Below are 17,530 nucleotides of genomic sequence, written 5' to 3' on the forward strand. Positions count from 1 at the left end.
TGTAAATATTAAAACGTTTATTATGAAAGCTTTATTAAAATTAAAAGTCATATTTTATGTAGTTGTAATTGGATTGCTGTTTTCTTGTAAAAAGAATGACGGCTACAGCGATCAAATAGAAACTTCCAGTGTTCCACTTGATACAACAAATACAGAACAAGTTTCTGATACTGCAACTACATCAACCAATATTGTAACTACTCAAACGCCAACATCTGCAAATGGTAATACAGATTCTTTAAGTACAGCCGGCAGAGGAAGCGGGCCAGGAGAAAGTGCACAAGATGGGTCTACCTACACGCCTTCAAAAGGAGTGCAAAAAGACAGTGTTAAACTGCAGACGGAAAGTGCTAAAAAAAGAAAGAATAAATAATTTATTCGGTCAGAAAAGTTAAAAACTCATTTCAAAACGAAATGAGTTTTTTTATGGAGTAAAGAATTTAAAGCTATTGTATTAGGAATTACTGTTCTAAAAATAAAAATTAATTGAAATTTATTTTAGGATTAAATAATTGTTTTTCAGAGTGTTTTAAAGGGTTTTGAGCAACTCTTAAAATAAAATTTTAAAAAATATTATTAAATACTACTAATTTGATAGAATTAGTATGTATATTTGTATCACAGAAAATTTCTGAATGATACTTATCCAGAAAGACCGAGGGAATAGGCCCATTGACGTCTTAGCAACCTGTTACCGAATAAGGTGCTAAATCCTTCCACTATGGTGGACAGATAAGAAAGATTTCCTCCAAATCTGAATAAGGTCATATTTTTAAACTTTATTTTTTTAAAATGAAAACCGAATCAATCTTATACTCAGGTTACGAACTTTTGAATTTAATTTTCGAAGAAAATAGTCTTGCTTTTTTCCGAATGTGAAGACATTAAATTCTCCCCAATATTTTTTATTAAACAGCATTTTCTAGAAGCCTTTGTGACTTTGGCCTAGAATTCTTTTGTCCAATCTTAAACTAAAAATCAAAATAAAATGAAAAAAATACTATTAGGCTTTACGCTACTTTTTGGCTTTACGCAAACTCAGGCACAGGAAAATAATTTACAACTAAAAGGAACTGTTGTTGATACAGTTGTCAATTATGTTTATCTGCAAAAGTTTCATAATAAAATGTTTACCACAATTGATTCGGTAAAAGTAAAAGACGGAAATTTTAGTTTTAAAACTAAAGTGAAAACGCCAGAACTATATGGTTTAAGTGTGAATACAGAAAGCAGTCCTTTGTATATTTTTCTTGAAAAAAGCCCGATTACAGTAAAATTAAGTCCGAAGAAATATTACAGCAATTCTGTAGTCGAAGGTTCTGCTTCTCAAGATTTATTTGAAACTTACAAAAAATCAAAAGATGTAGAAATCAGTAAATTCATTACAGAAAATCCTAATTCAATTGTTTCTGCTTATGTATTGTATAGAAATTGGTCTTATAGATTATCACCAGAACAAATTAGACAAAATATTGCCTTGCTTGATAAAACCCAGCAAAATACTACTTACGTGAAAGAACTAAAAGATCTTGCCCTTGTTTTGGACGGATTAGCAGTCGGGAAAAAAGCTCCAGATTTTACTGCAAATGATCCTGAGGGAAAACCAATCCGTTTTTATGAAAATTTAAAAGGTTACACTTTAGTCGATTTTTGGGCTTCGTGGTGCGGTCCATGCCGAAGAGAAAATCCAAATATCGTAGCCGCTTATAAAGAATTTCACGATAAAGGATTCAATATTGTTGGAATCTCTTTGGATAAAAAGAAAGAAAACTGGATCAAAGGAATTCAGGATGATAATCTAACCTGGCTGCACGTTTCCGATTTACTTTTTTGGAACAGCGCCGTTGCGAAATTATATGGAATAAGAGCGATTCCTGGAAATTATTTAGTGGATTCGAACGGAATAATCGTAGCCAAAAATCTTCAAGGCGAAGAATTACAGTCGACACTTAAATCGCTTTTAGAGAAAAAAATATGAACGTTTTAAAAACGTAGAGTCAAGTCAAAATGCTTTGCTCACCAAAAAATTAAAGTTCATCAATAAAAAATTTAGTTAATTTAAAATGATCAGGAAATGAATGCTATTGAGACAGAAACACAGCCAATTGAATTAGAATGTTACTTCTCTAAATTTAGAGAAAATACAGTAGGTATAAATCATATTTATAAATCGGTATATGGAAAGCAGAATCTGCTTTACGCCGACTGGGTTGCCAGCGGAAGATTATACAATCCGATCGAAGATATTATGCTTAATAAAATGGGCCCGATGATTGCCAATACGCATTCGCTTTCAAGTCAGACTGGAAAAACGTCTACTTACGCGTATCAATATGCCAGAGATATTATTAAGAAGTCGGTTAACGCAAATGAATCTGATGTTTTAATCACAACAGGAACCGGAATGACTGCTGCTTTATCGAAGCTGCAAAGAATTATGGGACTGCGAACCAGTAATGAAGCAGATAAACCAGTAGTTTTCATCACACACATGGAACATCATTCGAATCAGGTTTCTTGGTACGAAACGAATGCCGAAGTTGTGATTCTTCCTGCCGATGAAAATAATTTGGTTGATCCTAAAATTCTTTCGGAAGAAATTAAAAAATATGCCGGCAGAAGTTTAAAAATTGGTTCGTTCACAGCATGCTCAAACGTTACTGGAATTATTACACCTTACCATGAATTGGCTAAAATCATGCATCAAAACGGCGGACTTTGCTTTGTAGATTTCGCAGCTTCGGCACCTTATGTTAAAATCAACATGCATCCAAAAGATCCAGAGCAACAGTTAGATGCTGTTTTCTTTTCGCCTCATAAATTTCTTGGCGGACCAGGAACATGCGGTATTTTGGTTTTTAATGAAAAATTATACAAATCTGAATTTCCAGATAATCCGGGCGGAGGAAATGTAAAATGGACCAATCCGCTGGGTAAATATTGTTATAGCGAGGTCATAGAAGTTAGAGAAGATGGCGGAACGCCAGGCTTTCTACAAGTAATAAGAACTGCCTTAGCTTTAGAATTAAAAGATAAAATGGGAGTTTCAAACATTAAAAACAGAGAAAAAGAACTCCTTGATCTTTGTTTTTCAAGACTTCAAAAAATAAAGGGTTTGTCCATTCTAGGAGACCTTACGACAGAACGAATTGGCTGTGTTTCTTTTGTCATCGAAGATATTCACTACAACTTAATCGTAAGACTTTTAAATGACCGTTTCGGAATTCAGGTTCGCGGCGGGTGGTCTTGTGCGAGTACATATGCGCATTATCTTTTCAATATAAATGAAAAAAAATCGGCAGAACTTACTAATGAATTATTAGAAAGAAACCAGACCAATAAACCAGGATGGGTTCGTTTGTCACTGCATCCGATTATGACAAACGATGAGGTTACATTTATATGCGATGCAATTGAGCAGATCGCTTTGCATTATAAAAAATGGAAGAAAGATTATGTCTATAATTCGGTTTCAAATGAATTTGAAAATCCAGAAATAAAAGAAACAATTTCAGAAGAAGTAAATGAATGGTTTAAACTGGAATAAGATATTCTATTACTATCACAGATTAAAGCTAACAAGTTTTTTTAAAACCTGTTAGCTTTAGTGTTAGATATTATAAAAGTAATTAGAAGTATAGTATTCTAAGAAGATCAGTAGAGGAAAATATGTTTTCGTTTGTTGCAGCGTGTAAGTAAAATATCTCAAAAAGTGTTTATATTTGAATGATTCTATTCTTTAAAGAACATTTAAAATTTCAATTTAATTCAACTCTGTATGAAGCTATTTTTTCTCAAGACAATGCTGTTTTTAATGTTCGTAACTTTTTTTTCCTGTAATACAAAAAACGAAAAACCTGAGCTAAAGCCTTATAAAGCTGGTGTGATTTTGTCTTTTGATGATGCGTACGTAGATGAGTGGGCTGAAGCTGATGCCGCTTTGAAAAAATATTCTTGGAAAGCAACTTTTAATGTCTGCAGAATAGATTCTATCGGAGAGCCTCAAATTAAAAAGCTTCTTCAAATGCAGAAAGAAGGGCATGAAATTGCCGGCCACGGTTATCATCATTATAATGCTGTGAAATTTGTACAAAAAAATGGAATAGACGAGTATATGAAGCAGGAAATAGAACCAATGATTGCTTCGATGAAAAAGAAATCTTTTAATGTTACTTCTTTTGCCTATCCTTACGGCGAAAGGTCTCAAGAACTTGATAAGGCTTTGTCGAGCAAATTTAAAATTATTAGAGGCAGGGCATTTGGAGGTGAAGTTCCTGAAAAGCAGGACAGTTATTTTAATAATTCAAAAATTGTATTTGCGTTTGATATAGATAACAGCCATATTCATTTTAGTATTCCATATCTTTTGGAGTTATTAGATTACGCCAAGAAAAATGATAAAATTTTGATTTTATGCAGTCACAAACCAGTTAAAAATGTAACCGAAAATTATCAGACCAAAATCGAAACTTTAGAATTTGTCTGTAAGTACATGAAACTTAACGGACTTAAATTTTACACTTTATCAGATTTAGATAATTTACTTCCTGAAGAATAATAGATTTTAAAGATAATCTTGATCAGTTTTTATTTATTATTACTTTGAGTTTATATTGTTGCAAAAAACAATCTTCAAATTTAATATTGTTGCAAATTATAACTTGCAACATCTTTGTAAAACAAATGGCGTTTTAAATTTATAATTTAGTATAGAAATAATTTACTGCTTAGTTCCTAAAAGAAATTTTATGGAATTATTTTCTTCTCTTAGAGACTGTTAATCATAGATTAAAAGTGTAAAAATTTATATTTTAAATTCTAAATTATGACTGTGCCTGAAGAATTATATAATATCAAATTTGCGGAATATTTTGAATCTATGAAAGTTCTTTACTTAACAAATGATAAGTTTAGAACCATCTGTGATGATTATTGCAGTAATGTTGTCAATGCACAGGTTTATAAGAAACGGTTTGAAAAAAATTTTCGACGTAAGCTGGAATGTGAAAATTTATCAAAAGAACTAGAAGAAGAAATATTGTTTTTTATGATAAGAAGCACAGATGAATCTTAAAAATTGAGACTCTATTTCAATCAATTTTTTACATATACTTTTTAAAAATTTTATAAAAAACATTTCCTAGATATTTAAGTTTTCGGCAGCAGAATGCTTTTTAAGAGTTTTATTTAGGATTTAGCTTTCTATATTGTTTAAATTTGGAATTCCCAATAGAATTTTTAAAAATGATACCACGATTATTTTTTTTATGGCTTTTTTTGCTTCCCCTTACTATTTATTCACAGTCAACACAAGAACTGATAGATAGTGTAAATACTACTAACAATCATCAGAAAAAAGTAGAACTGTGTCGCAAAATTGCTTTAAGATTACAAAAAACAGATTGGGAAAGAGCTATAAAATACATAGAACTGGCTGAGACTGAAGCTAAAAAAACAAAAGAATCTGAACTTACTCTGGCTGGTGTTTATATTACATCAGGCAAAATGTATTCTGCGAGAGAGGTATTAGATGTTGCCCTTCAGTATTATTTAAAAGCCTATGATATCTACAAAAAAAATGGCAACCTTGAAGAAGCATCCAAATTAGAAAACAATCTTGCGATTATCTATGCACAAGGGAAAAATAAAGAAAAAGCACTGCAATGTTTCTTAAACGTATATCGTTTTCAAAAGTCAAAAAATGATGCTGTAAAGCTGGTCAAAATTTTAAATAATATAGGGACTTTATATCTCAGTCGAAATTTAGATTCTTCATTGCATTATTTTCATAAAGCTGAAGGACTAAATAAAAGTTTAAAAAATGATGATCTAAAGGTTTACGTATACACTAATCTTGCAAGAGCATATGTTTTGAAAAAAAATAAGACACAAGCTGATGAGTATTTTGACAAAGCTTTTTCTTTATTGAGCAATCGTGTTGATAATTTACTGCAGGCTTTTGTATATCAGTCTTTTTCTGAATATAATTTAAAAGAAAAAAACTATGATACCGTAATTGTAAACGCAAAGAAAGGTTTAGAATTATGCAGCGAAAATGTATATAGTTCTTCTGGTTTAGACCTCAATAAAATGCTTTATGAAGTTTATGTAATTAAGAAGGATTATAAAAATGCTGTTTATTATTTTCAGAAATATAATGCCATTAAAGACAGTATAAATATTGAAGAAAAGACAGTAAACATTGAAAGAATAAAGCTGGAACAGGATTACAAAGCCAGAACCCAGATAAAGATGCTTATTGAGCAAAAAAAGCGATTTAAATATTATGTAGTAGGGTTGATATTGGTTATCGGGATATTGATTTTAATTATTTTACTGATAAAATACCGCAACAAGAATATTAAAAATCAGCTCGAAAAAGAGAAATTAAAGACAAAAATGCAAGCCTTAAACGAAAGTTTGGAAGCCAAAAAAAAGGTTCTAATAGGAAAGGCAATGGCAGAAATACATCGTACAGACAGCATTAATGAAATCCTGACGGATCTTAAACAGATTAAACTCAAAACTGTTAATAAAGAAATGCAACAGGCTATTGATATAGTTTTAAAGCGTCTTGAGAAGAATTTGAATACAGACATCTGGAAAGAATTTGAAATAAGTTTTGAGCAGGTTCATAAATCTTTTTTCGACAAATTAACGGAGGATTATCCTTCTCTTACTCCAAAAGATCGAAGATTGTGTGCACTTTTATATCTGGATTTAACCACAAAAGAAATCTCTCAAATTACAGGACAATCCTTTAAATCTATCGAAAATGCCCGAACGAGACTGCGTAAAAAGTTTGATTTAACCAACGAAAAGGTAAATCTCTCCACTTATCTCAATACAATTTAACGTATTTAATATCATAAAATAAACCAAGCTAATGATCTGATTTAGTTTGGTTTATTTTTTTTTTGAGTGCTTTCTGGGTGGAACTTTTCTGCCTCAGAGTGTTTTTGCAATAGTCCTTTTTTGCATAAACACATAATCTCCATTCTACATTTACCAAATCGATTAGCGCGCAGATCGAAGTAAATAAATTAGAATGAATAGGAAGAAAAAAGATATCCCTCCTAAAAGTTTAGAACAACTCTTAGAAGAAACAGAAACAAAAAAGAAAACCCTTTTAAAAATTCTAGAAAAAATAACAAAAGAAAATCCTAAAGATCAAACTCCGAAGTGATTTTTAAAAACTGCTTTTATGGTTTTGCTATGAGCCATCGAAGCACAATATTTATTAACCAAGCATACTATATTATTAATTTTTAAATTTAAAACGAATGAACCAAATTTACTTTAAAACCAAGTATTTGTTTGTTTTGTTAGGTTTCTTTGTCTGTTCCGTAGGAATGGCTCAGTCACCTGTTCCCAACAAACTAAAGGGCAATGCAGTAATGGCATTAGGATCACCAACTTTGAGCAGGACAAAAGATAAGGTTTCTAAAAATGCCAGTGATTCATATTCAAGTCAGAATAATGATACTGCAAATCTTCTCACTCAAAAAGAAGAAAAAATAAACGGAATAGAACTTTCTGATGCTGAAAGTGAAGCAGTAAAGAAGAAGGAACAGGAAAGCCAAAAATTATACGGACAAAATCTAAGTAGTACGGTACAAAAAACAAATCCGCAGGATTCAGTAAGTACAAAGGTTAAGTCTTTTGCAAAAACTGCAAACGTAACGGCTAAAAATATATTTGAGGTTAAAAAAGGCGATTTTGATTTAGCTGCGTCAGATAAAATGCAGGTAAAATCAGTTTCTGATACTCATGGGAGAACAGTAGTTACGTATCAGCAAATGCATAACTCGGTTCCTGTCGAAGGAGCAATTTATAAGGTTAGAGAAAATAAAACTAAAATTGATGCATTTGGTGCTACGGCTAAGAAATTAACCGTAAGCAGCAATTATAAAATAAATGCAGCGACAGCTTTAGACAATGCGCTTAAAGCGGTAAATGCACAGCAATATATTTGGGAGAGTAAAAAGTTAGGTTCATTGGTTAATAAAAACATTAGCACAAAACCACAGGGGGAGCTGGTTTATGTTGGACCTAATTTTTCTTCTGAATTAAAAGAATATTACCTGGCTTGGAAATTTAATATTTATGCGACAAATCCGCAATCAAGTCATACCATTTATGTAGATGCAAATACAGGAAAAATAGTTTTAAACCTTGATTTAAGCCGTGATGCTGCTTTTGGCGATCAGAGTCTAGGAAAAGGTAAATCAAGATATGCTGGAGAAGTAGTTTTTAATACCAAGCAATACGCTGACGGATACAGACTAGAAGGTCTGCAAGGTAAATATAAAGTACCAATGGTTACTTGGAATATGAACCATGCCGAGCATGCTGCAGATGAGGTAATCACAGAATTTGTTGATGAAGATAATATTTGGAATGAACTGCATAACAAAGATCACGATGAGGTTGCTATGGATATTCATTGGGGTATGCAGAAAACCATCGAATATTATGGTGAAAGGTTTAATCGAAATAGTATCGATGATAAAGGAATGACCATTATTGGTCTTGCGCATTTAGGCACTAATGTCGAAAATGCTTCATGGACTGGCGGATGGGCACAATTTGGAGATGGTTATGGTACGCCGTATGTTGGTTTAGGAATTACAGCCCACGAATTAACTCACGGTGTAACAGGTTTAACCGCCGACTTAATTTATCAAGGAGAATCGGGAGCGATGAATGAATCTTTCAGTGATATCTTTGGTACGTGTGTTGAATTTTATGTTGGAAAAGACAAAAAAGAAGATATTTGGATGCTTGGAAGTGAACTGTACACTCATGGCAGTATGAGAAATATGGGTAACCCAAAAGCGCAGGGTCAGCCTGATACTTATGGAGGAATAAATTGGGTAAGTCCAACAAATGTTAGTTACGATAATGGCGGCGTGCACATTAACAGCGGTATCACGAATTATTGGTTTTACCTTTTAAGCGAAGGCGGTCAGGGTGTAAATGACCTTAATAATAGTTATGATGTTAAAGCTATTGGTCTGACTAAAGCAGAGAAAATTGCCTATATAACACTTACAGAGTATTTGTCGCCTTCTTCAAACTTTAGCGATATGCGTCAGGCAACCTTAATGGTTACAGAAGATTTATACGGAATAGGTTCTGAAGAATACAAACAAGTTAGTAATGCCTGGTACGCAATTGGTATTGGAACTGCTTATGCAGATAAACAAATAGCACTTGTTTCTGTTGAAAATCCTGTGGCATCCTGTGGTTCTTTAAAAGGAGATGAGCCTTTTTATATTAAATTTAAAAATACAGGCTCAACTGTAATTAAAGCAAATGAGGTTTTAAATTATAAGTTGAGATTAATGGTGCCAGGTTTTGGCGGCAGATTGAATGAAATTTACGGCAGTAATGGCGTTATTAATTTTGATAAAGATTTGGCATCTGGTGAAGAAACGATTGTAAAAATTCAGGAAAAACTTCCTTACTTAATAAGCACGACTAAATTAAACTATGTAGAAGTTAAATTTGATTTTGCTCCAGTTACAGAATTTGGCGCAAAAGATGGAATTTCTTTTACTACAAGTTTTATGGTTGTTCCAGAGCAAAAAGATTTTGATCTTAAAGTAGTAGGATTAAATCTTCCGGAATATACCGGCACTTCGCTGTCAGCAAATCATGCACTAACAGCAACGATCTATAATGTGGGCTGTAAAGATATACCAGCAGGATCTCAATTAAAAGTGGGTTATGCAGATACAGCTCCAGGAAGCGAAACCATCTGGAAAGATATAACGTTAGGCACTGCATTTAAAGGAAATACAGAAATGACAATTCCTTTTGATGGCACAATTGATTTATCAGCAGCAGGTCTGCATACTTATGAAGCTTTTGTATCATACAGCCAAGATCCTGTAGCGGCTAATAATAGTGCTATAAGTGCTTCGTACAGCGGTATTATTACTCAGTTTCCTTACAATCAAAATTTTGAAAGAACACCGGGAGGCTGGTATTCAAAATCACTGGCTACCAATCAAAAATTTATTTGGCAGGCATCTTCTTATTCATTTAGAGATACAAAATCGAAATATTTGTGGGCTACTGAAAACCTTGCAAATGCTTCTGAAAGAATGGCTTTGAATGCTGATTTTACATTACAATCGCCAGTATTCGATTTTAGTAATGTTGCCTCTCCGTATGTTGAGTTTGATATTATTTCATTGTTTCACAATGGATATGATGGATTAGTAGTAGAATATTCTGAAGATAATCAAAACTGGAAAAAAGTTACCGGTATCGATTATCCTTCAACTTTACATATTTATGACGATGGTGTATTGTCAGGCCCATGGTTTACTGGAATTAATAATGATTTTAGTAAAAAGCCAATTGGTATTCGCTTAAGTGAACTTGCAGGTAAAAAAGGAGCGATTCGTTTTCGTGTTGCTACAGATGATTATAATGACGGATTCTTAGGAGCCTTTATAGATAATATTCATGTAGATAATGCACCTTATGACTTAGTGCTTTTAGATGCAAAAATAGATGCTGGAAGTTGTAAAATTGACAATACTAATACAACAATAACTACTAAAATCATCAATAATTTTGCGACAAAAGCAGAGCAGGTAAATGTTGCCGTAAAAATTCTTCATAATTTACAAAATGAAGTTTATTCAAAAACAGAAAAAGTGGCATTGGCATTTACTAAGTTTAGAGATACCATAACGTACGCTATTCCGAATATTGATTTAAAAAGCATTGGTACTAATACCATTAAAGTTTCTGTATTTCCTGATGATATGACTCAGGATATCAAGCCAGAAAATAATACTTACACTTTTGATTACGATAATTGGAACAATGAAGATGAGAAAATAGCTGTGCTGCCTTATACAATGGATTTTGAAGATGCAGCTGGATATAAAGGATGGAGAACTTTTGAAAACAAAGGTGCTGCAGGCTGGAAACTCGGAACATACTTAGATTTAAGATCTCCAAGTTTTTACCTAACAGAGCATACAAAATTTATGGCCAGTAACGATGATATTTGTAACTGCGACGCTGCAAATGATATGTTGACTTCTCCTGTGCTGGATTTGAGCAATTACAAAGAAGCACACTTGACATTTGATGCCTTTGGAGATGGCGCTGGAATTTCTGACGGATATGTAAAAGTAAGTACAGATGGTGGTAAAACCTGGGAACAGGCATTTAAAATGTATTACATTAATAACTGGATTGAATATCACGTAGATTTAACTCCGTATGCAGGAAAACCTTGTGTTATTGTAGCATTCCAGCACTATGATAATGGGTTATTTGCTAATGGTTTTGCAGTAGATAATATTAAGATTACAGAGAAATCAGAATATGTACAGTTATCTGATTTAAGTGTACCTGAAATTGTTTACGAAGATGCACCTTCTCACCAATTTTTTATAGGGGCAAGAAATGTATTTTATAAAAAAGTAGAAAAAGCTTCGATAGAATATCAAATTACCCAAAATGGTAAAGCTGTGGGAGAGCCAATTGTTTTAGAACGAAATGATCAAATCTTACAGTATCAAACTATTGTTTACACATTAGATGGTCTTCCTAAGTTAGAACCAGGAAATTATGAAATCAATGTAAAAGTAATTACAAACGGCCAGCCAAAAGCTGAAGCTGCGACTCTTACAAAATCTTTTCAGGTTGTGGCTAAGGCACCAAATCTAGATATTGAAACTTTTTCAAGTGTAGCTCAGGGTTCAATATTTGGAACAAATGGTTACACTTCAAATCAAAGTGATGATAATTATCCGTGGAGAGCTGTTCCAAAGCCAGATAATACAAATCTGACACTGCCGAAAAAAGATCATACAGGAGATACTTTAGGAACAATGCTTTACAATCAGCTTGAATATTATGCAATTAATGGAGAAATGGTTTCGCCAATGTATAAGTTATCTGAAAATGCAACTTCTTTAGAATTTTACTATGCAATGCAATGTAATTATAGGAACTCATTCAGCATAGATATTAAAACGCAAGGTGGTGAATGGACAGAAATATGGAAAGACGCTAAACAAGGAACTTATTCAGATACTGAATGGCAAAGAGGAGCAGTAAACGTAAGTAAATATGCAGGAAAATCTGTAATGCTTCGACTTAGACATGCTAAAGAAGGCGGATATTCTTATATGGTTTTAGATGATTTAAAAATAATCAGCGAACCTGTTTTAGATGTATCTGTGCAAATAATGTCACCAAAAGATATATGCGGCGGTTCTGAATTTAAAGTAAAGCTGACAAATGAAGGACAAATTGCAATTCCTGCAAATAGTATTCAATTAGATGTGGAATATATCAACACAAATGAAACTATTTCAGAAGCTATTGAAGCTGGAATTCTAGTTGGCGAAAGCGTAGAATATATTTTAAAGAAACAGCCTAAACTTGATAACAGCGGAGATTCTCATGTGTTTAATGTTACTGCCAAATTGGAAAATGACGGTATTGCACAAAACAATAAAGTCGAAAATTATCTTTATCAAGGTACAACATCAGATTTTAAAATATTTGATAATCCAGTAATTCATGGATATGCAGGCAAAAGCTTATATATTGATGCCCAAACTAATTTTAATTCAGATAAATTAAAAGTTGCTTCATACAAATGGAGTACAGGTGAAAGTACTAATGGTATCGAAATAAATAAAGCTGGAGATTACTCTGTAACGATAACAACCAAAAACGGATGTACGCTTACAGAAAAGATTACGGCAACATTTGATACTTTCGAATCTGACTTAGTTAGTGGAGCTGTCTGCGGTCCAGAAGTTGTTTTAAATCCTGGAAATTATAAATCATACGAATGGTTTGATGGTTCAACAGAGCCAACTTACAAGACAACAGAAAGCGGCGATTATTTTGTAACGGTTTATAATGAAAATGGAATTGGTAAAACTTTTAGTACTACGATTTCAATTTTGGAGAACAACATTGTACCAGAAATTCAGGTTGTGGGAGAGAAGAAATTAACAACTTCGGTTGAAGGAACATCTTACCAATGGTTTTTAAATGAAAGACCAATACCAAATGCAACTGAAAAATCTATAATTACAATTTGGGAAGGAAATTACAGCCTTCAAGTAACAAATAATAATGGATGTAATAGTATGTCAGCACCATTTGACTCAAAAGGTATGCTTGTTGGAAAAATAACAAACCCTTTTAGAGTATTCCCTAATCCAGCTGTTGATAATGTAAACCTATTTTTAGCTGAAAAGATTGATGGGCAGGCAGAAATCAAAATGTATGCAATGGATGGTAAAGCTGTATGGAGTAAAACGTATTCAAGTATTCCATCAAACGTAAATCTAAGCGGATTAACTTCTGGAGTTTATGTTTTAGAGTGCGCTGTACAAGGCAAGAAATACACAGCTAAGGTTATTAAAAAATAACAAATTAAGATAGAAATACGGCAGCTTTCCTTTTTGAGAGCTGCCATTCTCAAACAAATATTATCTATGAAAAAATATATGCTTATATGCACACTCTTTTTAGGTGTGACTGTTATGGCTCAAACTGAAAAAGTCAAGCTCGGTGTAAAAGCGGGTTTAAATTTAGCAAATCTTACTTTTGATGAAAGTGAATTGAATTCATCAAGCAAAACGGGATTTACTGCAGGATTAATGGTCGAAATTCCAGTGGCGAAAAACTTTTCAATTCAACCAGAATTATTGTACAGCCAGCAGGGAACAAAAATCTCCTTTTCTGATCAGGATGTAACCAATTCCAATTATAAAAGCACAATAGACTTAAACTATTTGAATATTCCTGTAATGCTAAAATATTATGTGCTAAAAGGATTAAGTGTGCAGGCAGGACCTCAAATAGGAATACTTCTAAAAGCTAATAATGAATATCACGATAATTTTTTAGGTTACGACAATCATGAAAATTTAGATTTGAAAAAATACTCAACAGGTATTGATACTTCTGTAAACTTTGGATTGGGTTATCAATATAAAGATAAGTTTTACACAGACCTACGATATAATCTATCATATTCTAATGTTTTTAAAGAAAGTGATGTCAGTTATGTTATCAATAATGACATGAAGAATAGAGTTTTCCAAATAACGATTGGTTATTTTTTTAAATAACGTGAATTAGTAAAAAGCGGTTTAATTAAGTACATAAAAAAAGCCTGTAAACAAATAGTTTACAGGCTTTTTTGTGGAGTCGCCGGGAATCGAACCCGGGTCCAAACAAGCAACTAAAGAGCTTTCTACACGCTTATTTCCTGATTAGATTTTCGATGTTAAGCTAGGCCAGAAACAGCCACCGAACACTTATCTTCTTAATTTTCGAAACCCACCCGAAGCTCATGGGTATCTAGGTTTATTTTTACGGTTCTCCTTGACGGAACGCCACAAACCAAGGCTTTCCAGGAGAATCCAGCTTCTCTACCTTGTAGAGACGTGGCGCAATCTTACTATGATTCGGATTATGCAGCTAAAGCGTAATTATTTTCGCCGTGTAAAAGTTCGAGATCTTATATTTACGAGCAAGGTCTCAATGCTCGACGTGCTTACTGTTCAATTCGACTTGCTGTCAAAACCAGTCGACCCCAAAAAATAGGATTGCAAATTTATGCTATTTGAAATTACTTTATGCTAAAATTTTCAGAAAAATTTTCTTATTCTTCGTCTTTAAAATTAAAAGGATAATCTCCAAAAATCGGCGCTAATTTTCGAACTGCATAAGTGTTTCTTGTCATCTTATTCGAAAGCGCAATTATGGTAACTCCTTCTTTCATTAAAGTAATATACGACGAAGTATTGCCATGCCACCAGCCATTATGAAAGTAAAAATTCTGACCAGTTTCCCAATTAATCATTCTAATTCCAAGACCGTAATTTTTAGTCCCTTTACGTTCGTTGCTATAGCCTGTATAAACTTGTTTCAATAATTCAGGTTTTAAAAAGTCAGGTGATTGTCTCGCGCGGTCAAATTTTAAAAGATCTCGTGCCGTTGAAAATACATTTTTGTCTCCGTACACATTATCCAAATAATCGAAACCAATTTCTACACCGTTTCCTTTGTAAGAAGGAACAATTTTCTTTCTGTCCTTATCATCGTCAAAAACATAAGTATGCGTCATTCCTAATGGTTTAAAAATCATCTGAGACATCGCCTCTTTATAACTTAAACCAGTAATTTTCTCAATAATAAGAGCCAGCATTGCATAATTGGTATTGCAATAACTAAAACGTGTTCCAGTTTTAGATTCCAAACCAATGTCTTTTGTTGCTAAAATATTCAGAATGTCTTTGTTTGTTAATTGATTATGTCTATCCCAAACAGATTTATCCCTATCTGTAAAATAAGCATAATTACGCATTCCAGTACGATGACTTAAAAGCATCCTGATTGTGCAGTCTTCGTATGGAAATGTCTTTAAAATAGTATTTACCTTCTGGTCCAAATCAATTTTACCTGCATTTACGAGTTTTAAAACCGCTGTAGCTGTCAAAACTTTACTGACAGAAGCAATTTGGACAGGCGTTTCAGGTGTTATTTTAGTGCCTTCATTTTTATTAGCAAACCCATTATATTTTTCAAAAATAATCTGGCCGTTTCTTGCCACTAAAAAACTGCCATTCATAGTATTATTAGGCCAGTTTTTATTGTAAAAATGATTGATTCTACCAACAACCGAATTTTTATAGGCCTGTGAAATTTTCTTTTCAGGACCTAACGGCTTCATTTTAGGTAATGTATCTTCGACTGTAGGAGTAGTATCTGTTTGTGTATTTTTGTTTTTACCACATGAACTCAAAACTAGAATTGAGAAAAGTATTTGTGGTATCTTTGTTTTTTTAAGGAAAATCATTTGCATCGTTCTTTAAAAACAAATATATCGAATTCAATTTTGTTGTTTTCTCAATTTATACAGTTTAATTTACTCTTTTTAACATAATTTTAAGAGTTGTAAATTTTATTTGTTTGTTTTTCAGCTTGTAACGTTTTTGAAGCATTCTAAATAGTATTTTGGAAAGAAAAATTTAACTAAATTTGTTATATTTGAAACAAATACAATATAAAAAGTTATATTATTGAATATTAAAATCATTTATAAATGAAGTTTGGAATCATAAAAGAAAGAAAAAATCCACCAGATAGAAGAGTTGTATTTGCTCCAAATGAACTCACAAGATTAAAACAGCTTTATCATGATGCTTCTGTAAAAGTAGAAAGTTCGGATATTAGAATATTTTCTGATGAGGATTATAAAAATATGGGAATCACCGTTACTGAAGATGTTTCAGATTGTGACGTTTTATTTGGTGTGAAAGAAGTTCCTGTCGAAGATTTGATTCCAAACAAAGCCTATTTCTTTTTTTCTCATACGATTAAAAAACAGCCTCACAATAGAAAATTATTGCAGGCAATCTTAGAAAAAAATATTGATTTGTATGACCACGAAACCATTGTTGACGAACATGACCGCCGTTTAATTGGTTTTGGACGTTATGCTGGAATGGTTGGTGTTTATAACGGAATTCGTGCTTTCGGAATTAAATTCGAGTTATTTAAGTTACCAAAAGCTGAAACACTTTCAGGAAAAGAAGCTCTGATAATGCACTTAAAACGCATTACAATGCCGGCCTTAAAATTTGTAATTACTGGGACTGGAAAGGTTGGGAGCGGAGCTAAAGAAATTTTGGATGCTATAAAAGTAAAAGAAATTACGGTTGATAATTATTTGACGAAAAAATATGCGCAGGCAGTTTATGTGCAACTTGATGTTTTGGAGTATAACAAAAGAAAAGACGGACAGGTTTTAGATTTTAATGATTTTGTAAATCATCCAGAAGAATATGAATCTGATTTTGAAAGATTCACCAAAGTGTCTGATATTTACTTTGCAGGACATTTTTATGCCAGTAATGCACCAATGATTTTAACTAAAGAAATGCTGAATGCCAGCGATTGTAAGTTAAAAGTCGTGGCAGATATTTCCTGCGATGTAAATGGACCGATTGCGAGTACAGTTCGTTCTTCGACAATTGCAGAGCCTTTGTACGGATATTTTCCTTTAGAAGATAAAGAAGTTGATTTCTTCCATCCCGCAGCAGTTGCTGTTATGGCAGTAGATAATCTTCCATGCGAAATTCCAAAAGATGCCAGCGAAGGTTTTGGAGAACAATTTATGGAACACGTAATTCCAGCTTTCTTCAACGGTGATAAAGACGGAATTCTAAAAAGAGCCAAAATCACAGAAAACGGTAAATTAACAGAGAGATTCAGTTATTTACAAGATTATGTAGACGGAAAATGATTTTTTAATTGTGAATTGTGAATTGTGAATGATTAATGGTTAATTGTGAATTATAAAAGGTTATAAAAAAAAGGATTTCTCAATCTGAGAAATCCTTTTTTTTATAATAGTTACCATCAACCATCAACCATCAACCATCAACCATCAACCATCAACCATCAACCATCAACCATCAACCATCAACCATCAACCATCAACCATCAACCATCAACCATA

Annotated in this window: 11 protein-coding genes, 1 other RNA gene and 1 riboswitch; of the genes, 10 read left to right on the top strand and 2 right to left on the bottom strand. The window is 32.8% G+C overall.

Translation table 11 applies throughout. The annotated features are described in order from the left end of the window. The first annotated feature begins 22 nt into the window (after window positions 1-22). The 9 genes from EDB96_RS07100 (at window position 23) to EDB96_RS07135 (ending at window position 14,132) form a co-directional block, all read left to right on the top strand. Window positions 23-373 carry a hypothetical protein gene (locus EDB96_RS07100; RefSeq protein WP_134139910.1) on the top strand — a complete coding sequence of 117 codons (351 nt, stop codon included), beginning with the start codon at window positions 23-25 and terminating at the stop codon, window positions 371-373. Window positions 374-639: 266 nt separating this feature from the next. Beyond that, a riboswitch (SAM riboswitch) is annotated at window positions 640-739 on the top strand. 249 nt (window positions 740-988) lie between these two features. Continuing rightward, the gene (locus EDB96_RS07105; RefSeq protein ID WP_134139912.1) at window positions 989-1,978 is read left to right on the top strand and encodes a TlpA disulfide reductase family protein; all 990 of its coding nucleotides are present in this window, start codon (window positions 989-991) and stop codon (window positions 1,976-1,978) included. Between the two features lie 96 nt (window positions 1,979-2,074). Further along, window positions 2,075-3,547, top strand: a complete 1,473-nt coding sequence (locus tag EDB96_RS07110; RefSeq protein WP_134139914.1) for an aminotransferase class V-fold PLP-dependent enzyme — start codon at window positions 2,075-2,077, stop codon at window positions 3,545-3,547. A 231-nt stretch (window positions 3,548-3,778) separates the two neighbouring features. Beyond that, window positions 3,779-4,558, top strand: a complete 780-nt coding sequence (locus EDB96_RS07115; protein ID WP_057116727.1) for a polysaccharide deacetylase family protein — start codon at window positions 3,779-3,781, stop codon at window positions 4,556-4,558. A 267-nt stretch (window positions 4,559-4,825) separates the two neighbouring features. Next, window positions 4,826-5,074, top strand: coding sequence for a hypothetical protein (locus EDB96_RS07120; RefSeq protein ID WP_057116726.1), 249 nt, complete (start codon window positions 4,826-4,828; stop codon window positions 5,072-5,074). 170 nt (window positions 5,075-5,244) lie between these two features. Further along, window positions 5,245-6,855, top strand: coding sequence for a tetratricopeptide repeat protein (locus EDB96_RS07125; RefSeq protein ID WP_057116725.1), 1,611 nt, complete (start codon window positions 5,245-5,247; stop codon window positions 6,853-6,855). Window positions 6,856-7,048: 193 nt separating this feature from the next. Then, the gene (locus EDB96_RS21025) at window positions 7,049-7,186 is read left to right on the top strand and encodes a hypothetical protein (RefSeq protein WP_166669277.1); all 138 of its coding nucleotides are present in this window, start codon (window positions 7,049-7,051) and stop codon (window positions 7,184-7,186) included. Window positions 7,187-7,283: 97 nt separating this feature from the next. Beyond that, on the top strand, window positions 7,284-13,427 hold the full coding sequence (locus EDB96_RS07130) for a M4 family metallopeptidase (protein ID WP_134139915.1): 6,144 nt from the start codon (window positions 7,284-7,286) through the stop codon (window positions 13,425-13,427). A gap of 66 nt (window positions 13,428-13,493) precedes the next feature. After that, the gene (locus EDB96_RS07135) at window positions 13,494-14,132 is read left to right on the top strand and encodes a porin family protein (protein WP_134139917.1); all 639 of its coding nucleotides are present in this window, start codon (window positions 13,494-13,496) and stop codon (window positions 14,130-14,132) included. A gap of 71 nt (window positions 14,133-14,203) precedes the next feature. On the opposite strand, the gene ssrA is transcribed toward EDB96_RS07135, so the two are convergent. Both ssrA and EDB96_RS07145 read right to left on the bottom strand, forming a co-directional pair. After that, window positions 14,204-14,601, bottom strand: a transfer-messenger RNA (tmRNA) gene (gene ssrA, locus EDB96_RS07140). Window positions 14,602-14,668: 67 nt separating this feature from the next. Further along, window positions 14,669-15,871, bottom strand: a complete 1,203-nt coding sequence (locus tag EDB96_RS07145; protein WP_134139918.1) for a serine hydrolase domain-containing protein — start codon at window positions 15,869-15,871, stop codon at window positions 14,669-14,671. 240 nt (window positions 15,872-16,111) lie between these two features. Here EDB96_RS07145 and EDB96_RS07150 point away from each other — a divergent pair, with 240 nt between their 5' ends. Beyond that, window positions 16,112-17,314 (top strand): NAD(P)-dependent oxidoreductase, encoded by a 1,203-nt coding sequence (locus EDB96_RS07150; RefSeq protein WP_057116721.1) that lies wholly within the window; start codon window positions 16,112-16,114, stop codon window positions 17,312-17,314. The last annotated feature ends 216 nt before the right edge of the window (window positions 17,315-17,530 follow it).

It is taken from the genome of Flavobacterium sp. S87F.05.LMB.W.Kidney.N (assembly GCF_004366435.1).
Taxonomy (GTDB): domain Bacteria; phylum Bacteroidota; class Bacteroidia; order Flavobacteriales; family Flavobacteriaceae; genus Flavobacterium.

Bases quoted from the DNA above. Each gene is read 5' to 3' on its own strand.
- EDB96_RS07130 (WP_134139915.1), top strand. From the start codon at position 7,284: ATGAACCAAATTTACTTTAAAACCAAGTATTTGTTTGTTTTGTTAGGT.
- EDB96_RS07115 (WP_057116727.1), top strand. From the start codon at position 3,779: ATGAAGCTATTTTTTCTCAAGACAATGCTGTTTTTAATGTTCGTAACT.
- EDB96_RS07100 (WP_134139910.1), top strand. From the start codon at position 23: ATGAAAGCTTTATTAAAATTAAAAGTCATATTTTATGTAGTTGTAATT.
- EDB96_RS07110 (WP_134139914.1), top strand. From the start codon at position 2,075: ATGAATGCTATTGAGACAGAAACACAGCCAATTGAATTAGAATGTTAC.
- EDB96_RS07125 (WP_057116725.1), top strand. From the start codon at position 5,245: ATGATACCACGATTATTTTTTTTATGGCTTTTTTTGCTTCCCCTTACT.
- EDB96_RS07105 (WP_134139912.1), top strand. From the start codon at position 989: ATGAAAAAAATACTATTAGGCTTTACGCTACTTTTTGGCTTTACGCAA.
- EDB96_RS07150 (WP_057116721.1), top strand. From the start codon at position 16,112: ATGAAGTTTGGAATCATAAAAGAAAGAAAAAATCCACCAGATAGAAGA.
- EDB96_RS07120 (WP_057116726.1), top strand. From the start codon at position 4,826: ATGACTGTGCCTGAAGAATTATATAATATCAAATTTGCGGAATATTTT.
- EDB96_RS21025 (WP_166669277.1), top strand. From the start codon at position 7,049: ATGAATAGGAAGAAAAAAGATATCCCTCCTAAAAGTTTAGAACAACTC.
- EDB96_RS07145 (WP_134139918.1), bottom strand. From the start codon at position 15,871: ATGCAAATGATTTTCCTTAAAAAAACAAAGATACCACAAATACTTTTC.
- EDB96_RS07135 (WP_134139917.1), top strand. From the start codon at position 13,494: ATGAAAAAATATATGCTTATATGCACACTCTTTTTAGGTGTGACTGTT.